The sequence below is a fragment of the Stenotrophomonas sp. B2 genome (assembly GCF_014947095.1).
GTDB lineage: Bacteria > Pseudomonadota > Gammaproteobacteria > Xanthomonadales > Xanthomonadaceae > Stenotrophomonas > Stenotrophomonas maltophilia_P.
The window spans coordinates 210,484-230,608 of the sequence record NZ_JADCQA010000003.1; the positions used below are offsets into that span (position 1 = coordinate 210,484).

Consider the following 20,125-nt stretch of genomic DNA (forward strand, 5'->3'; position numbering starts at 1 on the left):
CACCAGCCGTGACAGGGAAGGACGGCAGAACGCCAGCACGACGCTCCGCCCGATGCCGCCACGTCACGCAGCGGCACCATCCTTAAATGATAACGGCTCGTATTTGCATTTGATACCCATTCAATTGAATGGACCCGCAACAGCCGTGTCAGCGCGTCACACGCGGCGACAGCAGGCCGCGACGGCGGAACCACCACTCCAGCGGCAGCGTGACCAGCGGCGGGACAGCAGCAAGCAGGGCCAGCGCGCTGGCCCACCATGGCCAGCGCAGGCGCACTGCGGAGAACAGGGTCACGGCCACGTACACCAGGAACGCCACGCCATGCAGCGGCCCGAACAGCTTGACCAGGGCGACGTTGGCCTGCGGGCCGTACTTCAGCCACATGCCCACCAGCAGGCCGGCCCAGGTGATGGCCTCGATGAAGGCAACCACGGCGAACAGCCGTCCGACGGGGTGCATGGGATTGCCCGGGGTCACATCGCGCTCCTGCAGGGACAGAAGATGCGAATGATACGCAGATGCGAACGTTCAGGACACCGTCGGGTCACACCCGCCCACATCGGTAGCGCCGGGCCATGCCCGGCGGGCGCAGCACAGCTACCGGGGGATACGCGGCAGCACCCGCTCCCCGATCTCGCGCAGCACGGCCTCCACCGGCCGGCCGTTGTCGACCAGATTGAACATCACATGCGCCACGCCCTGCCCATGCACGCGCAGCAGATAGTCACGCAGGCCATCGCGGCCGACCTTCAGGCCAAGCGGCAACGGCTCGGCGGGTGCCTGCGGGTCCGCCTGCAGGTCCAGCAGCATCGACTGCACGAACGGTCTGCCCGCCGCGCCCTGTTGCGCCAACGCCTGCTGCCACAGACCGATGCGTCCCTCCTGGGCAGCCTCCTCGCGGTGATAGGTGGCCCATCCTTCAGACTCCCGGGCGATCCACTGCAGGCTCTGCCTGGCGGTACCCACCACCAGCATCGGAATGCGCGCGGCCGGCGCAGGCAGCACGTCGAAGCCTCCGGTCACCTGCAGCACGGCGGCCCGCTCGTGTGCCTGCGGCGACAGCGCCGCCCGCAGCAACGACCAGCGCTCACGGAACGTCGCGGCCCTGCCCTCCAGATCCTCGCCGAACGCGGCGAATTCCTCCGGGCGATCACCCGAACCCAGGCCCAGCACGAAACGCCCGCCGCTGATCCGGTCCAGGCTCAAGGCCGACTTCGCCACCTGCAGCGGCTGGCGCAATGGCAGCACGATGGCCGCACTGCCAACCACGATGCGCTCTGTCGCGGCGGCCAGCATGCCCAGCCACAGGAAGGGATCATCCAGCGCGCTCGCGGTCGCCTCCGGTCCCTGCGGCACCATCAAGGGCACGTCGCGCGTCCACAGCGCGGCAAAGCCGAGGTCATCGGCCAACCGGGCGATACGCCGCGCCTCATGCGGATCGGCCAACCCGTGCGCCGCCACCGGCGTCATCAGTCCCAGGCTCAGGCCCTGTTCTGCAAACAGCGCAGCGTAGGCAGGATTGAAATCGCTCATGCTGCCAGCTTAGCGTGGGCCCTGCGGCAACGGCGCTGCCGCAGGTGCGTGCCAAGCCGGCGAGTTCAATGGGGTGGAGTATCGGCAGAGGGTGCGGGCGGCGGACGTCATGCACTGCAGCGCACCCTTCATGAGCAAACTGAATCAGCAGCCTCTGCGGTCATTCCTACAATGGCCTGTCACCCTGCCCTTCGAGATGCTGCCGATGCGCGTTGCGCTTTCCCTGTTGCTGCTGGCTTCGGCGCTGAGCGCCTGCACCCCGGCCCCGGTTTCCACCGCCAACTCCGCCGAGGCCCCCGCACCGGCGTCCGCCATCGCCTGGCGCCAGGGCGACGTCGACGACGCCTTCGCCGAAGCCGCCGACAGCGGCAAGCCGGTGCTGCTGTACTGGGGTGCGGTCTGGTGCCCACCGTGCAACCAGCTCAAGGCGGGTCTGTTCAAGGACCCGGCCTTCATCGCGCTGACCAGCAAATTCGTTCCCGTCTACCTGGATGGCGACGAGGAAGGTGCGCAGGCCTGGGGCGAGCGCTTCGGCGTGCGCGGCTATCCGACCCTGATCGTGCTGGACCCACAGCGCAACGAAATCACCCGCGTGGCCGGCGGCAACGATGCCGCCGAACTGACCCGGGCACTGACCGTGGCCGCAGGCCGCCGCAGTGCCGTTGCCGCCACCCTGGCCACCGCATTGACGACGCCGGAGCAACTGGCCGCCGAAGACTGGCAGGTGTTGGGCGACTACGGTTGGGAAGTCGACGCCAACCGCCTGGCCGGCGAACGCAACAGCCAGGACGTGCTGCGCCAGCTGTCCAAGGCCGCACCGGAGGCCGCCCTGCAGCGCCGTTTCGCTCTGCTTGCATTGGCGACAGCCGAAAAGCCCGATACCTCGCCCACCGAAGTGCGCGAGCTGCTGCAGGCGGTGCTGGCGCACCCCGCGGAGGTGCGCCGCAACCGCGAGCTGCTGGGCTATGCGGGCGCGCAGCTGGTCAAGCAGGCCAGCACCGGGCCGGCCACCAGCAACACCCTCGGGCAGCAGCTGCTGGTCGCACTGGAGCGCGCAGACGCCGAGCGTGGCGACCGCGCCGACGACGCGTTGTCGCGTGCGCTGACCGAAGTGTCGCTGGCCCGCCAGCAACAGCCCAAGGGCGCACTGCCCGCCACTCTGGTTGATCGGGTCAAGCAGCGCGTGGCCGCCGCCGATGCCGCCGCCACCGATGCGCATGCACGCCAGGCCACGATCAGCAGCGCGGTCTACGCACTGCGCCAGGTCGGCGACGACGCCGGCGCGGAGTCGCTGCTGCTGGCCGAACTGAAGCGCAGCGAGCAGCCGTACTACTACATGCCTGAGCTGGCCGAACTGGCCGAGCAGCGCGGCGACACCGCCGGTGCGCTGGAGTGGCTGAAACGCGCCTACGATGGTGCGCAAGGCCCGGCGACCCGCGTGCAGTGGGGTGTGCTGTATGTGGAAGGCCTGCTGAAGCTGGCGCCGGACGATGCACCGCGCATCGAGCAGGCGACCGCCTCGCTGATCGCCGAACTGGAGGCGCAGCCGTCGGGCTACCACCAGCGCACCCGCCAGCGTTTCGAACGCCTGGCCGGGCAGCTGAAGGCATGGAGTGGCAAGCACCAGGGCGCGCAGACGCTGGCGCGGCTGCAGCAGCGGATGCAGCAGGCGTGCGGCAATCAGGTGGATGGGGCGTGCAGGGATTGGCTGGGTTGAGTGGATGAAGGAGCAGGCGGGTTGACCTCAACCAATGTTGAGGTGCGATAACAGTCTCCCCACGGCCAGCCCGCTGGCCTTCGCTACGGAGACTGCTTCAATGTCGTACTCGCTTCCCCCGCTCCCCTATGCCTACGATGCCCTCGAACCGCATTTCGATGCGCGGACGATGGAGATCCACCACAGCAGGCACCACCAGACCTACGTCAACAACCTCAATGCCGCGGTCGAGCAGGCCGGCCTCGCCGAACAGCCGGTCGAGGCGCTGATCGCCCGCCTCGATGCCGTGCCGGAGGCCCAGCGCAGCGCGGTCCGGAACAACGGTGGCGGCCACGCCAACCACAGCCTGTTCTGGACCGTGCTCAGCGCACGCGGCGGCACGCCCGATCAGGTGCTGGCGGCGGCCATCGACCGTGACCTCGGCGGCTTCGATGCCTTCAAGGATGCCTTCAGCAAGGCGGCGCTGACCCGCTTCGGCAGCGGCTGGGCCTGGCTGACCCGTGATCACGATGGCCGCCTGCGGGTTGAAAGCAGCGCCAACCAGGACAGCCCGCTGATGGGCGCGGCGGCCGGCCTGTCCGGCAACACGCCGATCCTCGGCCTGGATGTGTGGGAGCACGCGTATTACCTGCATTACCAGAACCGCCGTCCGGACTACATCGGGGCGTTCTTCAACATCATCGACTGGGCCGAAGTCGGTCGCCGCTACCGCCAGGCGGGCGGCGCATGAGCGCCGGCACTCCCCATTACGCCGGGCCGTGGGCAGGGGTCTTCCCCGCCCCGGCTCCGGTACCCTCGGTCAGTCTGCCGCCGCGTGCATTGCGGCGGCTGCTCGGCCACTTCCCTACCGGCGTGGCCATCGTCTGCACCCGCGACGCACGAGGCACACCGCTGGGCCTGACCATCAATTCCTTCGTGCCGGTGTCGCTGCAGCCGCCGCTGGTACTGTGGAACCTGGCCCTGCACGCACAGAGCCTGCAGGCCTTCCAGCGCGCCACGCACTTCGCGATCAGCGTGCTGGGCGCGGACCAGGAAGCACTGGCGCGCACGTTCGCCGATCCCCAGGTGCGCAATCGTTTCGACGGCGTACCCCTGCTTCCAGACGAAGACGACGCGCCGCCGCGCATCGCCGGCGCGGTCGCGCACCTGACCTGCACCCGTCATGCGCAATGGCAGGTGGGTGATCACCTGCTGCTGGCCGGCCGCATCATCGAGATCAATGAGACCGGCGGTGCGCCGCTGATGTTCCACCGTGGCCGCTTCCTGCCGGGGCCGCTGGACACCCTGCAGGAGGTGCGGACATGACCATCGAGGCACTGGAGGACCTGCTTGCCAACGGCCACGACAGCGCGCTGCTGCGCTTCGGGCTGGGCAAGGGTTGGCTCGACGCCGGCGATCCGGCGCGCGCGGCGACCCATCTGGGCCGCTGCGTGGCACTCGATCCGCAGTACTCGGCGGCGTGGAAACTGCTGGGCAAGGCCTGGCTGGCGGGTGGCCAGCCGCAGGCGGCGCGCGAGGCATGGCAACGGGGCCTCAGCGTGGCCAGCCACCAGGGCGATGAGCAGGCTCGGAAGGAAATGCAGGTGTTTCTGCGCCGGCTGCAGCGCGAACAGCCGGCGCCGCAGGAGAGCGCGGGCTGAGCCGGCCGCACAGGCCGGCCGCATCGATCAGCCCGCGTTGGCCGGTGCCGGCGCCGTCATGATGTCCGGCATCGGCAGGCGGCGCGGCTTGCTCGGGAAGGCATGCCGCAGGATGCGCCACACCACCTGGCCGAACTGCCGTGGCAGCGAACCGTTGTTGTAGTGCTGACCGTAGCGAAGGCAGATCTCCTTCACTTCCTTGGCGATGGCCGCATAGCGGTTGGCCGGCAGATCCGGATAGAAGTGGTGTTCGATCTGGTGGCTGAGGTTGCCCGACAGCACGTTGATCAGGAAACCACCGCTGATGTTCGACGAGCCACGCAGCTGGCGCAGGTACCAGTGGCCACGCGATTCGTTGCGCAGGCACTCCTTGGGGAACGTCTCCGATTCAGCGGTGAAGTGGCCGCAGAAGATGATCACGTAGGTCCAGATGTTGCGCAGGCCGTTGGCGACCAGGTTGCCCAGCATCACGGTCAGGAAGAACGGGCCGGCCAGCAGCGGGAACAGCACGTAATCCTTCAGCACCTGGCGCAGCATCTTGCGCGCCACCGGACGGGTCTGCAGCCACATCGCGCGGCTGCTGATGCGGCCCTTCAGCCAGCGCCCCAGGCGCAGGTCCTGGGCGGCCACGCCCCACTGGAACAGCAGCGCGAAGATCGGTGCGATGATCGGCTGCAGCAGATAGAACGGCTTCCAGCGCTGTTCCGGGAAGATGCGCAGCAGGCCGTAGCCGATGTCATCGTCCATGCCGCGCACGTTGGTATAGGTGTGGTGGCGGAAGTTGTGGGTCTTGCGCCAGTTGTCGGCGGTGGCAACGATGTCCCACTCGTAGGTGTTGCCGTTCAACTTCGGGTCGCCGGTCCAGTCGAACTGGCCGTGCATCACGTTGTGGCCCAGCTCCATGTTCTCCAAGATCTTCGACAGCGCCAGCATGAGCGTGCCAGCGATGGCGGCCGGCCACAGCAGCGGTGCCCACAGCAGCGGCGAGAACGCCGCCAGGAACAGCAGGCTGCGGCCGCCGACGCCGAACCAGCGCACGGCCGCGGCCACGCGCCGGATATAGCGCGTATCGGACGCGCCGAGACTGCCGATCACACGGTCGCGGATCGCGTCGAGCTCCTGGCCGAAGGCGTTCATTTCGGCAGGACTCAGGGCACGGTCGGTAGCGCGGGTCATGGCAACGGTTCCTCAGAGATCCAGGGTCAGGTCGGTGGTCGGCGCACTCACGCAGATCCGTACGGGCTGTGCCGCTTCGGAATGCGTATCGCCGGTGCGCAGATGGCGGGTAGCGCCACTGACGCGTTCACAACTGCAGCTGTTGCAGATGCCCATGCGGCAGCCGTGCCGGGGCTTGATGCCCTGCGCTTCCAGGCTCTCCAGCAGGGAGCGGCCGCGCGGCACGCGCAGCTGGCGCCCACTGCGTGCCAGGGTCAGCGACACCTCGCCTTCGCCGTCGGCATCCAGCAGCGGCGCGGGCGGCGTGAAGGCTTCCGCCTGGAAACCGGCCACCTGATGTGCAAGGCGGCGGCGCGCGGCGGCAACGAAGCCGTCCGGGCCACAGGCCAGTACATGGCGCTGTGCCAGCGGCGTGTCATCGCCGGGAATCTGCAGGGCGTGGGTATCGATGCGCGCGGCCGGCACCTCGCCCTCGCGGGTGGTCAGCAGGTGCACGCGCAGGCCCGGCGTCGCTGTCGCCAGCGTATGCAGTTCGTCACGGAACTGGATGGCGGCCGCTGTGCGTTCCCAGTAGAACAGGTCCACCGGCGCGCCCAGCGGTCGCTGGCAGGCCTCGCGCAGCAGGCTGCGCATCGGCGTGATGCCGCTGCCCGCCGCCAGCAGCAACACCGGCGCGGCGGCCGGCATATGGAAGTCACCGAAGGCGGCATCGATGCGGAACAGGTCACCGGGCCGCGCCTGGTTCACCAGGTGCTGGCTGACCCGCCCCCCTTCCACGGCTTTGACGGTAATGGCCAGTTCGCGGCCACTCAGCCGGGTCGGGCTGTAGCTGCGCTGCCATACCCGCCCCTCAAGCTCGACGCCAAGGGTGACGTGCTGGCCGGCGCGCATGCCGGCCCAGTGCCGGTTGCAGCGCAGGACCAGAGTGGCCGCGCCCTCGCCGGCCGGCTCGCGCCGGACCAGGCGTGCCAACGGCTCGCGCAGGGTCCACAACGGATTGAGCTGGCCGGCCCAGAAATCGAACAGCGTGGGCGACAGCCAGCGGTGCAGGGAAAACGGGGACGGACGGACGACAGCGCTCATGGCAGTCACTATACGGGCGCACATACACCTGTGTATACACGTGTATATTGAACCGGATTGGGTATGATTCAGCCTTGCCCCACCGGAACCCTCATGGCCGCTGCCACCGTCCTGTCGATACCCGAAGATGCGCAGAGCCCGGCCCGCCGTACGGTGAGCCGCGAGGATCTGCTGGCCGCAGCCCTGAAGCTGATCGGCCCGCACCGCAGCCTGTCCACCCTCAGCCTGCGCGAGGTCGCGCGTGAGGCAGGCATCGCGCCGAACAGCTTCTACCGGCAGTTCCGCGACATGGACGAACTCGCCGTGGCCCTCATCGATGTGGCCGGCCGCTCGCTGCGCACCATCATCGGCGAGGCGCGGCAGCGCGCGACCTCCTCCGCCACCAGCGTGGTGCGGGTATCAGTGGAGACCTTCATGGAGCAGCTGCGCGCGGACGACAAGCTGCTGCACGTCCTGCTGCGCGAAGGCGCGGTCGGCTCGGATGACTTCAAGCACGCCGTCGAACGCGAGCTGCATTACTTCGAGGAAGAGCTGCAGCACGACCTGGTGCGCCTGGCGGCCCTCGACGGCGCGGTGCTGCATGCACCGGAACTGGTGTCCAAGGCGATCACCCGTCTGGTGTTCGCGATGGGTGCCACCGCGATGGACCTGCCGCCGGAGAAGGATCCGGAACTGGTCGAACAGATCTCCACGATGATCCGCATGATCATCGTCGGCGCCCGCACCCCGGCCGCCTTCCGCCGCGGCTGATCGCCAGGCTCCAGACCGTTGCCGCTTTGCGCCGGAATGCTGCAATGCAGCATTTCGAGACGTCGCCCCCTCGGTCATCTGTGATTTGCATCACGATTTAGATCGGTGAAATGGGGTTCGCCTCGCCTCGACAGGGGCTTCATGCCGTTTTCACTTCAGCAGGACTATCCAGCATGCGCGAGCTCCGCAGCTGAATAGGCCCTCCACAGCTGGATGGACGTCGCCGCAGGTTCTGGAAAAGTTGCATGGCTCTGCAGGCTGTCGCCCCGCAGAGTGTTGCCTTTGGCCTGTGGGGACGGGCCCCATCCAACGCATTGGAGAGATCCCATGTACACGATGAAGTCCGCTTCACGCGCCCTGCCCGCGCAGGTCGCTCCGCTTGCGCTGGCCCTGGCGGCCTGCGTCGGCGTGCCGCTGACAGGTCATGCCCAGTCAGTTTCGGTCCCGGCCGGCACCACGCTGACGGTGGATCCGGGAAGCCCCTATGAGGGCCGTGATTTTTCCGTCCAGGGAACATTGAACCTCAATGGCGTCAGTGTGGGTCGCGTGGGTGCCAGCGAGGGGGGCGTCGTCAATGCGACGGACACGACCATTACCCGCAATGTGTCGGGAGCGGGAGGATCGATGACCAACTCGCAGGGCCGCTTCCTCAGGTCGGAGATCGTCAATACGAATGCCAACGGCTTCGGCTTTTCAACCGGCGCGCTGATTACCGCCACCCCGCAGCCTCTCAGCCTCGCCCAGTTCATCGACAGCAAGGTGTCGGGTGCCGCCATTGGTGCTCAGGCCAGTGGTGGCGGCACCATCGTTGCCGAGCGATCGACCTTCTCGGGAGCCATCGGCATGCGCAGCCTGGCCGGCTCGATCGAGCTGCGTGATGGCTCCGCCGCCATCGGTAGCGACATCGGCCTGCTACTGGGAAATTCCAGACTGAGCCAACCCCCCTATGCGGACCCTGCGGACTGGCATGTACTGGTGGATGGATCACGCGTGGAGGGCACCACCGGTCCCGCCGTCAAGGTGAGAATGGAGATTGGCCGTGCTCCCGATCTGGCACGCCTGACCGTCCAGAACGGCGCAACGCTCATCGGTGGCAACGGCAATCTGGTGGAAGTCGACCCCGATCTGGCACTCGATTTCACCGCCCGCACGTCCACCCTCAACGGCAACTTCGTCATCGCCGATACCGCCAGCACGACCCTGCGCTTCCTCGATGGGCTGGTGCTGACCGGACAGATCACCGGCCCGGCTGAGGTGATCGTCGACCAGGGCGGACGCTGGACGCTGTCCGGCGACAGCAGCACCGGCAACCTCACCCTCGGCGCGGGGAGCCATATCCTGCTCGGCGCGGAGGGTCAGGCGGCGTATCCGCAGTTGACCGTCAATGGCGATTACACCGGCAACGGCGGCACCCTGCATTTCAACACCGTGCTGGCCGGCGACGACGCCGCCAGTTCGCGCCTGCATGTGACCGGCGCCACCAGCGGCGCCACCAACGTCACTGTCAACAACATCGCGGGCGCTGGCGCGCAGACGGTCGACGGCATCCTGCTGGTCCAGGTCGATGGCGCCAGCAACGGCAGCTTCGCGCTGCAGGGCCGCGCCATCGGCGGCATGTACGAGTACTTCCTGCACAAAGGCTCGGCCACGACGGCCAACGGCAACTGGTACCTGACCTCGGCCTACACGGGCAATCCATGCGATATCAATCCTTCCCTGCCGGAGTGCGATCCGGAGGATCCGGTGATTCCTCCTCCCAAGCCTGAGCCCGTGCTGCGCCCGGAGCCCGGCGCCTATCTGGCCAACCAGATCGCAGCCGAGCAGATGTTCCAGGTACGTCGTCACGATCGCGGCGAGCCCGGCTTCGACCGCGCGCGCCCGGGAACCTGGGTGCGTGGTGGCCGCGATCAGATCCAGGCCAGCATTGCCGGCCAGGTCGATGCTCGCACGCATCTCAACGTCCTGCAGCTGGGCAGCGATCTGTGGCGCTGGAGCGACGGGCGCGGCCAGGTGGGCGTGATGCTCGGCACCGGCGACGCCACCACCCGCGCAGTCTCCATGCTGTCCGGCTATGGCACCCGCGGCAGGATCAAGGGCAAATCGGCAGGCGTGTACCTGGGCTGGGTACAGGATGCACAGAGCAGCGGCGGTCTGTACGTGGACGGCTGGGTGCAGGCTGCACGCTTCGACAATGATGTGCAGGGCGAGGGCATTGCGGCGGAAACCTACGATGCGGACGTCCGCAGCGCGTCGCTGGAGCTCGGCTACGCCTGGGCGATCCGCACCCGCGAGGCCAGCACTCTGTACCTGCAGCCGCAGGCACAGCTGACCTGGACCGACTACGACAGTGACAGCCTGGTTGAGGACAACGGAACGCGGGTCGAGGATGGCCGCAGCATCGGGCTGAACAGTCGGCTGGGTGTGCGTCTGTTTGGACAAAGCACCCTGCGCGGCAATCGCGTACAACCCTTCCTGGCGGTCAACTGGCTGCGCGGCCAGCGAGATCCCTCGATGCGCTTCAACGAAGAGCTGTTGAGCGCGAAGACGCCCGACAGCCGCTACGAAATGCAGGCGGGCGCGCAGCTGCAGCTGGGGCAACGCTGGAGTGCCTGGGGCGACCTGCGCGTGCAGCGCGGCGACAGCGGCTATCGCAACCACGGTGCACAGGTCGGCCTGCGCGCCGCCTGGTAACACCCGGCGTCCCGCCCGGAACCCGCGCCTGAACACCCCTGCCGGATATGACATCCGGCAGGGGTGACGTCGTCTATTGTAATGTTATAACACCTTCGTTCCTGATGAGGCGCCCTGTGCCGTGCCCACGAAAGCAGCGTCGCGCTTGATATAGCAATTGCTATATCTATGAGCATTTGCTTTCATGTACACCAGCCAGGTCGCCCTCGCCGCTCTCTTCCCCAAGGACGACGCCTCCATGCCCCACGCCGTGCCGCCGTGCCACCTTCCGCTGGCCACCGCCATCTTCTTTGCCCTGTCGACCCCGGTACTAGCCGGCACGCCCTCGCCCACGCAGCTGGACCGGGTGCAGGTCAAGGTCAGTACCGCCACGCGCAGCGAGCGCCTGCTTGCCGATGTGCCGATCCGTACCGAAGTGCTGCGCAGGGAGGACATCGCGCTGCGTGCGGCCACCGATTTCTCCCGTGCGGTCGAACTGATCAATGGCCTGCGCGTGGAAAGCAACTGCCAGAACTGCAACACCAGCGAAGTGCAGCTGCTGGGCCTGCCGGGTGCCTACAACCAGCTGCTGTTCGACGGCATCCCGCTGCTGTCCACGCTGGGCAGCGTGTACGGCCTGGAGCAGATTCCCGCCGGCTTCGTCGATCGCATCGAAGTGGTCAAGGGCGGTGGCTCGGCGCTGTATGGACCCGGCGCGGTGGCCGGCGTGATCAACCTGGTTCCGCCCCTGCCCTCGCGCAGTGGTGGCCATGTGCAGGCCGGCGTGGATGTGCTGCGTGGCACGCCGCAGAAGAATGCAGATGCCCGGCTGGATCTGGTCGCCGCGCAAATCGATGCCGGGCTGTCGGTGATCGCCCAGCGCAACTGGAACAGTGGCATCGACTACAACGGTGATGACTACACCGAGATCACGCGCAAGGATCTCAAGGTCGGTGGACTGCAGGCCTGGTATGCGCCCACACCGGGAACACGGCTGCGCGTGGACGTGCAGGTCACCGATGAAAGCCGGCGCGGCGGCAACCGCCTCGACCAGCCGGAGTATCTGGCCAACATCGCAGAATCGCTCGACACCACGTACCGGCGTGGCAGCGTGTCCTGGGACCAGGACGTAAGCCCGGACATCGACTTCCGCCTCGCCTATGCCTTCGCCGACATCGATCGCGACAGCTTCTATGGCGGTCTCGGCGATGTGGTCACCGACCCGTCGGCAGCCGGATACGATCCCTCCGAGCTCGACCCCACCGTGGCCGGCAGCGCCGCCTCGCGCTCCTGGCGGCAATACGGACGCACGCACAATCCGCTGCATTACCTCGACAGCCAGTTGAACTGGCGGCTGGGCGCGCATGCCCTGGCGTTCGGCGTGCAGTACAAGCACGAGCGCCTGCGCGACGACAACCGGACCGGTGACGGCCAGCGCCTGGCCGTGCTGGAGGACGCCAGCTTCCACAACCTGGGCGCCTTCGTGCAGGACGAATGGAGCCTGCGCGAGGACATCGACCTGGTGATCGGCGCGCGCGTGGACAAGAGTTCCGAACTGGACAACGCGGTGCTCTCACCGCGTGTCGCCCTGGCCTGGCAGGCCACGGAGAACCTGAAGTGGCGGGCGGGCATTGCCAGCGGGTTCCGCGCACCGGAAATCTTCGTCGAGGATGTGCATGTGGACACGCTCGGTGGCGAGCAGGTGCGCGTACGCAATGCCGAGGGCCTGAGGGAGGAACGTGCGCTGACCACCCTGCTCGGCTTCGACTGGCGTTCGGATCCGGCCGAGCCCGTGTGGACGTGGGACGCCACCGCCTCCTACGCGCGCATCCGTGACACCTTTGCGCTGGGCGAGATCCTGCGCGGCGCCGACGGCCAGCTCGGCCAGCTGCGCTACAACGCCTCGGGCTCGGACGTACTGGGCATGGAAACCAATCTGGGCTGGCAACCCTCGCCGCAATGGCGTCTTACCGCGGGCGCATCGTGGTACCGCTCGCGCTTCCGCGAACCCCAGCGCATCTTCGATGACACCGGCGAGGGCGGCGACACCGTGATCGACAGCCGCGACTACCTCAAGACCCCTCGCTGGACCGGGCTGGCCCAGCTCGGCTGGTTGCCTTCAGAACCGTGGGAGACCTTCATCGCGCTGCGCCACACCGGTTCAATGCCAGTGCTGAACAACCGGCTGGGTGAGCTGCACCGCACCCGTGCCTTCTGGGTGACCGACCTGGGTGCCCGCTGGCATCGCCACCTCGGGGTGGGCGCCGAACGGGAGGTGTCCGTAACAGCCGGAGTCAAGAACGTGTTCGACCAGCGGCAGAAGGATCTTGAAGTCGGCGCGCTGCGCGACAGCGACTACGTCTACGGGCCACGCTTCGCGCGCTCGTGGTATGTCAGCCTGCGCTATGCGTTCTGAAGCACTGCGCGTTCTGCTCTGCGCCGGCTGCACGCTGCTGGCCGCGCCGGTCGCGGCCGAGAACCTGCACGCGCAGGTCTCGGCGTCGCTGATGCGACCAGAGGCGCGATCGCTTCGCCCGATGCAGTGGTCGCCGCCGCCGCGATTGATCGCGCTTTACTTCGGTGCGGACTGGTGCGCGCCCTGCCATGCCTTCGTGCCGACCCTGCGCAGCGTGCGTGACGCACTGCGCGAGGCCGGTGCGGACACCGAGGTGGTGTACGTCAGCCAGGATGAGAGCGAGGCCGCGCTGCGCCGCTACATGCGCCGCCAGGACATGCCGTGGCCGGTACTGGACCCGCGCAGGGCCGCGCGCATGCCGGTGCTGCAGGCCCTGGCCGGCCCCGCGCCGCCCAATCTGGTGTTGATCGACGCGGAAGGTCGCGTGCTGGCGAAGGGGTGGCATGGGCGGCGCTATGAGGGTCTGCAGCCGGTGCTGAAGCTGTGGCAGGCAGGGGCATGCGCACAGGAACAGGCGCGCTGCCCGCCGCTTGAGTGACCTGCGGTTCCTTCCATGGCCGCCGGGCATGGCCCGACGCTACCCCTCCTTCCGAGCGCATGCAGCCGCCGGGCATGGCCCGGCGCTACCGCCACCCTTCAGATCGCGGGCACCGGCCCTACCCGCCCTCGGCCTTGCGCACGAATGCTTCGAACAGGGCCAGCGTCTGCTCGCTGACATGATGCTCGATGCCTTCGGCATCGCGCCGGGCGGTATCGGCATCCACGCCCAACGCCAACAGGAAGCGCTCCACCGTCTGGTGCCGCTGGCGACTGGCATGGGCCAGCGCCTCGCCCTCGGCGGTCAGGAAGACACCACGATAGGGCCGCTGCACGACCCAGCCGTCGCGGGCCAGCCGCCGCAGCATCTTCGCCACCGTCGGCTGCGCCACCCCCAGGCGGGTGGCGATGTCGACCTGGCGGGCCTCGCCGCCATCGGCCAGCAGGTCCGAGATCAGCTCGACATAGTCCTCCACCAGTTCCATCCGGTGCGCCTCGCGCACCTGCCGGAAGCTCTCGACCTGGCGCTCGGCCTCGATCAAGGGGGGATTCTTTGGCGATGTCGAATCGTCGCTCTTGCCCACGCGTGCGCCTGTCCTGCCGAAGTCGTCCGGGAATGAAGCTGAATTCTGGACCAGTGACGCGATAAAGACGATTGTTTCACATTGCTATTGGATATAGCAGTGGCTATATTAAGCGCATGAACACCCTGGCGCCCGATGACCCTTCGGCCCCTGCCCCGGCCAGCCTGGGTGCACTCAATGCCTCGGTGGCGGTACCCGACAAGGGCCACTGGTGGTTCCGCCTGCTGGCGTTCCTCGGCCCGGGCTACATGATCTCGGTCGGCTACATGGACCCTGGCAACTGGGCCACCGACCTGGCCGGCGGCTCACGCTTCGGCTACCTCCTGCTGTCGGTCATCCTCGTGTCCAATCTGATGGCGGTGATCCTGCAGGCGCTCTCGGCGCGGCTGGGTATCGCCACCGGGCTGGACCTGGCCCAGGCCTGTCGCGCGCGCTACCCGAAGCCGGTCAACCTGGCCCTGTGGGCGCTGTGCGAGGCAGCCATCATCGCCTGCGACCTGGCCGAGGTGATCGGCACCGCCATCGCACTGAAGCTGCTGTTCGACCTGCCGCTGCTGTGGGGTGCAGTGATCACCGCGCTGGACACGCTGCTGGTGCTGCTGCTGATGAACCGCGGCTTCCGCGCGCTGGAGGCCTTCGTCATCGCGCTGCTGATGGTGATCTTCGCCTGCTTCGTGGTCCAGATCGCGATGGCCGCGCCGCCTGTCATGGCGGTGCTTGGCGGCTTCATTCCACGCGCACAGGTGGTCACCGATCCGCACGCCCTGTACATCGCGATCGGCATCATCGGCGCCACGGTCATGCCGCACAACCTGTACCTCCACTCTTCCATCGTGCAGACCCGAGCGTATCCGCGTACCGACGAGGGTCGCCGCAGCGCGCTGCGCTGGGCGGTGACCGACAGCACGCTGGCCCTGACGCTGGCACTGTTCATCAATGCCAGCATCCTGATCCTGGCCGCGGCCGTATTCCATGCCAACGGTCGCTTCGACGTGGAAGACATCGAGCAGGCGCATCAGCTGCTGGCACCGATGCTGGGCGTGGGCGCCGCGGCGACGCTGTTCGCGGTGGCACTGCTGGCATCGGGCCTGAATTCCACGGTGACCGCGACGCTGGCCGGGCAGATCGTGATGGAGGGCTTCCTGCGCCTTCGCCTGCCGCCGTGGCTGCGGCGGCTGCTGACCCGGGCGCTGGCGATCATTCCGGTGGTGGTGGTGATCGTGCTGTTCGGCGACCAGGGCGCGGTGAAGCTGCTGGTGCTGAGCCAGGTGGTGCTGTCGATGCAGCTGCCGTTCGCGATCATTCCGCTGGTGCGGATCGTGACCGACAAGGTGACCATGGGCGCACTGGTGGCGCCGCGGTGGCTGGGTACGATCGCCTGGTTGATCGCGCTGGTGATCGTGGCACTGAATGTGAAACTGCTGGTCGACACCTTCGCCGGCGCCTGACGGCCGAGGGCCGCCACCGGGCCATGCTCGACGCACGCGTGCAGCGCTGTCGAGCCTGGCCCCGCTCTACAGATGCAGGGCGATGGCGGCCTCGATCTGCTGTGGCGACTGGAATCCGGCCAGGCGGATGCGTTCGTTGCCGTCACGGAACAGCGCAAGCGTTGGTGTCTGGCGCAGCCCCAGCTCCCTGAAGAAGGTTTCACCCAGCACTTCCAGCTGCACCCGCAGCAGGGTCATGCCCTGCCCCGCGCCGCTGCTGGCGACACGCTGCAGGGACATCTCCAGCATCCGGCAGCCCGGGCACTGGTCCTTGTGGAAATCCACCAGGACCCGGGGGTGTTCGGCCAGCAGCTGCTGGAGCTGCTCAGGCGTGGTGGCGTCGATGATCTGCATCGGTGGTACTCCGGTAATGGGCCAGGACCGCGTCGGTCCAGGCGTCGATGGCGGCGGCGTGGCGCTCGCCGTGCGGCATCTGTTCAATCTCCAGCGGCGGGTAGCCGCTGTGGAAGTAGCGGATCAGGCGGTGCACGGCGCCGCAGTAGTACTCCTGGCCCCACTGTGTCTCACCGGTGCCGAACACGGCTACCTGTCGCGGCCGCTGACCCAGCCCGGCAATGCCGGCCACCCATGCCTTCATCTCCGCCGGTGTGCGCCCGGCGTTGTCGGTCCAGCTGCCCAGCAGCACGAGGTCGGCTTCATCGGCCGCCAGCGGAGCCGGCTGGCGCAGGTCGTCGGCCTCCTGCCAATGCACCGCGTGACCCGCCGCGCGACACCGCTCGGCGATCTGCCGTCCCAGCTCCCGGGTATTGCCACTGAGCGAGGCGACCACGATCAGGATGCCCAGCGCCGGCCCCCGCTCAGAGATCGTCGAAGCCGTTGTCGACGTTGGTCTTCTTGTAACTTGCATTGCGCATCTCGAAGAAGTCGGTCTTGGTTTCGGTGAAGTTGTCGGCGTAGGCCTTGATCCACGGCATCACATTGTCGGTCGTATCGCTGTACAGCCGCTCGATGCCCAGCATGCCGGCCATCTTGTTGGCGCGGTACTTCACATAGCGCACCATCTCGTCCACATCGATGCCGTCGATGCCATCCAGCACTTCCGACGACCATTGCGTCTCCAGCGTGATGGCATGCTCGAAGGCGCTGTGTACGTAAGCCGTCAGCTCGTTGGTCTGCAGTTCCGGATTCTCGCCGACGATGGCGCGGATCACCTCGCTGATGAACTTGGTATGGGCCAGCTCGTCGCGGTTGATGAAGCTGATGATCTTGCCGGTGCCGGTCATGCGGTTCTGCCGCACCAGGTTGTAGAAATAGGCGAAGCCGGAATAGAAGTTGATGCCCTCCAGGATCGACGACTGGATCAGCGACTTCAGCAGCGTCTCGGCGGTCTTGTCGCGCATGAAGTCGTCGTACGCCTGCATGATCGGCGCGTTGCGGCTGATGATGGTCGGATGCGTGCGGGCCAGTTCGAACACCCGGTTCTGGTTGGGCAGATCGGTGATCGACGCCAGCACATAGCTGTAGCTTTCGTTATGTATCACTTCCTGCTGGCCGATGATCGCCGCATTGGCATGCGCGGCCGGATCGGTGATGTACTCGGCGACGTTGTAGATGAACCGGGTCTGCGGCGAATCGAGCGTGGCCAGCAGGCCGATGATCGAGTCGTAGGCGTTCTTCTCGCGTCCGGACAGTTCACCGTACTGGCGTGCGTCCAGCTTCATGTCCACTTCGTCGGGGATCCAGAAGTTGGTCGACAGTTCCTTGTACGCCCGATAGAACGAGGGGTACGGAATGTCGTTCCAGTTCAGTATGCCGCTGGTGCGGCCGTTGATGATGCCGGTGCTGCGATTGGGATGGCGTGGTTCAAGGATCTTGATGCGGTCAAGCGGCGTTGCCATTGTGTTACCTGCTGAGGATGGCGCCGGGCCGTGCCCGGCGGAATGTACGGTGGCCGCGCGGTGCGCTCGCCGGGCATGGCCCGGCGCTACCGCGGCTGGGGCGCAGCGATCAGCTCGAGCACCACTCGCATTCGCTGATGTCGATGTCGTTGGAGCGCACGTAGTAGGTGGTCTTCAGTCCCGCGCGCCATGCGCTCAGGTGCAGCTCCAGCAACGTGCTCGCACGGATGGTGCTGGGCACATACAGGTTGAAGCTGATCGACTGGTCCACATGGCGCTGGCGCCGGGCGTTCTGCCGGACGCTGGCGAACTGGTCCACCTTGTAGGCGCCCTTCTCGTAGTACGGCCAGGTCTCCAGCGACAGCCCGGGGGCCGCGACCGGCCGTCGGAAGTCCTTCTTCTCCTCGTAGTAGAACGCGCTGTAGATGGGATCGATCGAGGCAGTGGAACCGGCGATCTGGGCGGTGCTCATGTTCGGCGCGACCGCCAGCAGCCAGCCATTGCGCAGGCCATGGCGGGCCACCTCACGCGCCAGGCCCTGCCAGGCCGCATCACGGTAATCGCGGTCGCTGAAGTAGCGGCCGGTGTGCCAGTCGCTGCCGGCGAACATCGGATAGTGGCCCTTCTCTTTCGCCAGTTCGGCACTGGCCTGGATGGTCAGGAAGTTGATGCGTTCGTACAGGCGGTCGGCCAGCGCCTCGGCCTCCGGCGATTCCCACGGGATCGCCTGCTGCGCCAGCAGGTGATGCCAGCCGAACGTGCCCAGGCCGATGGCCCGGTACTTGCGGTTGGTGATCGTGGCCTGCGGCACCGGCAAGGCATTGAGATCGATCACGTTGTCCAGCATGCGCACCTGGATCGGGATCAACCGTTCCAGCACGTCCTTCGCCAGCAGATCGTCCGGCGCGGTGACCGCCCGTCCGAGATTGATCGAGGACAGGTTGCACACCACGAAATCGCCGGCGCGGCGGGTGGTGACGATCTGGTCGCCGCTGACGATCTCCTGGATCATCCGCGTCGGGCTCATGTTCTGCAGGATCTCCGTGCACAGGTTGCTGGAATAGACCATGCCCGCATGCTTGTTCGGGTTCCTGCGATTGACTTCATCGCGGTAGAACAGGAATGGATTGCCGGTCTCCAGCTGGCTGAGCATGATGCGCTTGAACAGATCGATCGCGCGCACGGTGCGCCGGCTGATGCGCTCGTCGGCCACCAGCTCCGCGTAGCGGTCGCGGAAGCTGCCCGCACCGCGCGTCTCATCGTAGAAGTCCTGCAGGTACCAGCCCTTGGCCTGCTTTACCTCATGCGGGTCGAACAGGTACCAGTCGGCCCGACGCTCGACCGCCTCCATGAACAGATCGGGGACGCAGACCGACGTGAACACATCATGCGCGCGCAGGCGCTGGTCGCCGTTGTTCAGGCGCAGATCGAGGAAGGCCTCGATGTCGCGGTGCCAGATGTCCAGGTATACCGCCACCGCGCCTTTGCGCTGGCCGAGCTGGTCGACCGATACCGCGGTGTTGTTGAGCTGCTTGATCCAGGGCACTACGCCGCCGGACGAGTTGGGCACACCCCGGATCGGTGCACCGCTGCTGCGCACGTAGCCCAGGTAGGCGCCGACACCCCCGCCGTGCTTGGAAACCCGGGCAATGTCCGTATTGGAGTCATAGATGCCCTGCAGGCTGTCGTCCACCGTATCGATGAAGCAGCTGGACAGCTGTCCACCGACCTTGCCGGCGTTGGCCAGCGTCGGTGTGGCCACCGTCATGTACAGGTTGGACAGCGCCCAGTACGCCTCGCCGACCAGCTGCATCCGCCGCTCACGCGGCTTCTCCTCCTGCATCAGGTACAGGGCGATGGTCAGCCAGCGCTCCTGCGGCAACTCGTACACCTCACGGCTGCGGTCGCTGGCCAGGTAGCGCGTCGCCAGCAGGTACAGGCCGTTGTACGCGAACAGACGGTCGCGGTCGGGATCGATCATCTCTCCGGCCTGCTGCAGCTCCTCCTTCGAGTAGCAGCGCAGGATGTCATTGCTGTAGACGCCACGGTCGGCCAGGCTCTCCTGCAGGCCTACGTACGAGCCGTACTTCAGGCTGACATCGTAGAAGCGGTTGCGGCTGGCGCGCTTATACAGGCGGCGCAGGTAGATGCGGGCGGCGAACCGCTCCCAGTCCGGCGCGACCAGGTCCACACGGGATTCCGCCTCGCGGATCAGCAGGTCCACCAGGTCGTCGGCACTGATGCTGGGCTTGCGCTCAACCATCGCCTGTACCACGCGGCGGTAGTCGGCTACGTCCAGCTGCGGGAACTCGGCATGGATGGCGTCGATGCTGCGCTGCAGGCGCCCGGCGTCGAACGGCAGGCGTCGGTTGCCGGCCTCCTTGGTGATCCAGGTCGGCACGCGCTCGCCACCGGCGCGCAGGGCGTCGCCGGCGCCGGCCGGATCGGCCGCGCGGTAGGTGTATTCAGTCATGGTCCTGCGTCTCCAGGCTCGCACGCACGATTGCGCCGATGCCATGGCGGCCCTGCACGCGATACCGGCGCACGGGGCGATCGGGTGGGATGCCAAAGCGCGGGAACACCAGATCGTCGGCAAGTGCCTGCGCCTGCGGCCGGTATCCGGGCCGTGGGGGCGACCTGAGTCCGCACGAGGGCGGCCGCGTCGACACGGC

At 67.2% G+C, this 20,125-nt stretch carries 18 protein-coding genes; 9 read left to right on the forward strand and 9 right to left on the reverse strand.

Annotated features, from left to right (window positions below; all coding sequences use genetic code 11):
- Positions 1-148: 148 nt before the first annotated feature.
- Positions 149-460 (reverse strand): DUF3817 domain-containing protein, encoded by a 312-nt coding sequence (locus IMX13_RS04710; protein WP_065175219.1) that lies wholly within the window; start codon positions 458-460, stop codon positions 149-151.
- A 138-nt stretch (positions 461-598) separates the two neighbouring features.
- Positions 599-1,534, reverse strand: coding sequence for a TIGR03571 family LLM class oxidoreductase (locus IMX13_RS04715; protein ID WP_193395889.1), 936 nt, complete (start codon positions 1,532-1,534; stop codon positions 599-601).
- A 196-nt stretch (positions 1,535-1,730) separates the two neighbouring features.
- Here IMX13_RS04715 and IMX13_RS04720 point away from each other — a divergent pair, with 196 nt between their 5' ends.
- The 4 genes from IMX13_RS04720 (at position 1,731) to IMX13_RS04735 (ending at position 4,891) form a co-directional block, all read left to right on the forward strand.
- The gene (locus IMX13_RS04720) at positions 1,731-3,251 is read left to right on the forward strand and encodes a thioredoxin family protein (RefSeq protein ID WP_193395940.1); all 1,521 of its coding nucleotides are present in this window, start codon (positions 1,731-1,733) and stop codon (positions 3,249-3,251) included.
- Between the two features lie 100 nt (positions 3,252-3,351).
- On the forward strand, positions 3,352-3,981 hold the full coding sequence (locus IMX13_RS04725) for a superoxide dismutase (protein WP_193395890.1): 630 nt from the start codon (positions 3,352-3,354) through the stop codon (positions 3,979-3,981).
- Entirely contained in the window at positions 3,978-4,556 is a 579-nt protein-coding gene (locus IMX13_RS04730; protein WP_193395891.1) for a flavin reductase family protein, read from the forward strand. Before IMX13_RS04725 ends, IMX13_RS04730 begins: the two co-directional genes overlap by 4 nt.
- Positions 4,553-4,891, forward strand: coding sequence for a tetratricopeptide repeat protein (locus tag IMX13_RS04735; protein ID WP_193395892.1), 339 nt, complete (start codon positions 4,553-4,555; stop codon positions 4,889-4,891). The genes IMX13_RS04730 and IMX13_RS04735 overlap by 4 nt, the downstream gene beginning before the upstream one ends.
- Positions 4,892-4,918: 27 nt before the next feature.
- Here IMX13_RS04735 and IMX13_RS04740 read toward each other — a convergent pair whose 3' ends face one another.
- Positions 4,919-6,067, reverse strand: a complete 1,149-nt coding sequence (locus tag IMX13_RS04740) for an acyl-CoA desaturase (protein ID WP_053517809.1) — start codon at positions 6,065-6,067, stop codon at positions 4,919-4,921.
- Positions 6,068-6,079: 12 nt separating this feature from the next.
- Positions 6,080-7,150, reverse strand: a complete 1,071-nt coding sequence (locus IMX13_RS04745) for a ferredoxin reductase (RefSeq protein ID WP_193395893.1) — start codon at positions 7,148-7,150, stop codon at positions 6,080-6,082.
- A gap of 93 nt (positions 7,151-7,243) precedes the next feature.
- Here IMX13_RS04745 and fabR point away from each other — a divergent pair, with 93 nt between their 5' ends.
- From fabR to IMX13_RS04765, 4 genes are all read left to right on the forward strand, one after another.
- Positions 7,244-7,900, forward strand: coding sequence for an HTH-type transcriptional repressor FabR (gene fabR, locus IMX13_RS04750; protein ID WP_193395894.1), 657 nt, complete (start codon positions 7,244-7,246; stop codon positions 7,898-7,900).
- Positions 7,901-8,227: 327 nt separating this feature from the next.
- Positions 8,228-10,591: an autotransporter outer membrane beta-barrel domain-containing protein gene (locus tag IMX13_RS04755; protein ID WP_193395895.1), complete on the forward strand. Its 2,364-nt coding sequence runs from the start codon at positions 8,228-8,230 to the stop codon at positions 10,589-10,591.
- A 238-nt stretch (positions 10,592-10,829) separates the two neighbouring features.
- Positions 10,830-12,986: a TonB-dependent receptor gene (locus tag IMX13_RS04760; RefSeq protein ID WP_193395941.1), complete on the forward strand. Its 2,157-nt coding sequence runs from the start codon at positions 10,830-10,832 to the stop codon at positions 12,984-12,986.
- Positions 12,976-13,524, forward strand: coding sequence for a thioredoxin-like domain-containing protein (locus IMX13_RS04765; RefSeq protein WP_193395896.1), 549 nt, complete (start codon positions 12,976-12,978; stop codon positions 13,522-13,524). The genes IMX13_RS04760 and IMX13_RS04765 overlap by 11 nt, the downstream gene beginning before the upstream one ends.
- A gap of 118 nt (positions 13,525-13,642) precedes the next feature.
- Here IMX13_RS04765 and mntR read toward each other — a convergent pair whose 3' ends face one another.
- Positions 13,643-14,107, reverse strand: a complete 465-nt coding sequence (mntR, locus tag IMX13_RS04770) for a manganese-binding transcriptional regulator MntR (protein ID WP_053517818.1) — start codon at positions 14,105-14,107, stop codon at positions 13,643-13,645.
- A gap of 116 nt (positions 14,108-14,223) precedes the next feature.
- Here mntR and IMX13_RS04775 point away from each other — a divergent pair, with 116 nt between their 5' ends.
- Positions 14,224-15,555, forward strand: coding sequence for an Nramp family divalent metal transporter (locus IMX13_RS04775; protein ID WP_180875300.1), 1,332 nt, complete (start codon positions 14,224-14,226; stop codon positions 15,553-15,555).
- Between the two features lie 66 nt (positions 15,556-15,621).
- Here IMX13_RS04775 and IMX13_RS04780 read toward each other — a convergent pair whose 3' ends face one another.
- From IMX13_RS04780 to IMX13_RS04795, 4 genes are all read right to left on the reverse strand, one after another.
- Positions 15,622-15,948, reverse strand: a complete 327-nt coding sequence (locus tag IMX13_RS04780; RefSeq protein WP_053517820.1) for a thioredoxin family protein — start codon at positions 15,946-15,948, stop codon at positions 15,622-15,624.
- Positions 15,920-16,399 (reverse strand): flavodoxin, encoded by a 480-nt coding sequence (locus tag IMX13_RS04785; RefSeq protein WP_193395942.1) that lies wholly within the window; start codon positions 16,397-16,399, stop codon positions 15,920-15,922. The genes IMX13_RS04780 and IMX13_RS04785 overlap by 29 nt, the downstream gene beginning before the upstream one ends.
- Positions 16,400-16,412: 13 nt before the next feature.
- Complete coding sequence (locus tag IMX13_RS04790) at positions 16,413-17,453, reverse strand: ribonucleotide-diphosphate reductase subunit beta (protein ID WP_053517822.1); 1,041 nt, start codon at positions 17,451-17,453, stop codon at positions 16,413-16,415.
- A 109-nt stretch (positions 17,454-17,562) separates the two neighbouring features.
- Positions 17,563-19,926, reverse strand: a complete 2,364-nt coding sequence (locus tag IMX13_RS04795) for a ribonucleoside-diphosphate reductase subunit alpha (RefSeq protein ID WP_193395897.1) — start codon at positions 19,924-19,926, stop codon at positions 17,563-17,565.
- Positions 19,927-20,125 lie beyond the last annotated feature (199 nt).

Bases quoted from the DNA above. Each gene is read 5' to 3' on its own strand.
- IMX13_RS04710 (WP_065175219.1), bottom strand. From the start codon at position 460: ATGCACCCCGTCGGACGGCTGTTCGCCGTGGTTGCCTTCATCGAGGCC.
- IMX13_RS04715 (WP_193395889.1), bottom strand. From the start codon at position 1,534: ATGAGCGATTTCAATCCTGCCTACGCTGCGCTGTTTGCAGAACAGGGC.
- IMX13_RS04720 (WP_193395940.1), top strand. From the start codon at position 1,731: ATGCTGCCGATGCGCGTTGCGCTTTCCCTGTTGCTGCTGGCTTCGGCG.
- IMX13_RS04725 (WP_193395890.1), top strand. From the start codon at position 3,352: ATGTCGTACTCGCTTCCCCCGCTCCCCTATGCCTACGATGCCCTCGAA.
- IMX13_RS04730 (WP_193395891.1), top strand. From the start codon at position 3,978: ATGAGCGCCGGCACTCCCCATTACGCCGGGCCGTGGGCAGGGGTCTTC.
- IMX13_RS04735 (WP_193395892.1), top strand. From the start codon at position 4,553: ATGACCATCGAGGCACTGGAGGACCTGCTTGCCAACGGCCACGACAGC.
- IMX13_RS04740 (WP_053517809.1), bottom strand. From the start codon at position 6,067: ATGACCCGCGCTACCGACCGTGCCCTGAGTCCTGCCGAAATGAACGCC.
- IMX13_RS04745 (WP_193395893.1), bottom strand. From the start codon at position 7,150: ATGAGCGCTGTCGTCCGTCCGTCCCCGTTTTCCCTGCACCGCTGGCTG.
- fabR (WP_193395894.1), top strand. From the start codon at position 7,244: ATGGCCGCTGCCACCGTCCTGTCGATACCCGAAGATGCGCAGAGCCCG.
- IMX13_RS04755 (WP_193395895.1), top strand. From the start codon at position 8,228: ATGTACACGATGAAGTCCGCTTCACGCGCCCTGCCCGCGCAGGTCGCT.
- IMX13_RS04760 (WP_193395941.1), top strand. From the start codon at position 10,830: ATGCCCCACGCCGTGCCGCCGTGCCACCTTCCGCTGGCCACCGCCATC.
- IMX13_RS04765 (WP_193395896.1), top strand. From the start codon at position 12,976: ATGCGTTCTGAAGCACTGCGCGTTCTGCTCTGCGCCGGCTGCACGCTG.
- IMX13_RS04775 (WP_180875300.1), top strand. From the start codon at position 14,224: ATGAACACCCTGGCGCCCGATGACCCTTCGGCCCCTGCCCCGGCCAGC.
- IMX13_RS04780 (WP_053517820.1), bottom strand. From the start codon at position 15,948: ATGCAGATCATCGACGCCACCACGCCTGAGCAGCTCCAGCAGCTGCTG.
- IMX13_RS04790 (WP_053517822.1), bottom strand. From the start codon at position 17,453: ATGGCAACGCCGCTTGACCGCATCAAGATCCTTGAACCACGCCATCCC.
- IMX13_RS04795 (WP_193395897.1), bottom strand. From the start codon at position 19,926: ATGACTGAATACACCTACCGCGCGGCCGATCCGGCCGGCGCCGGCGAC.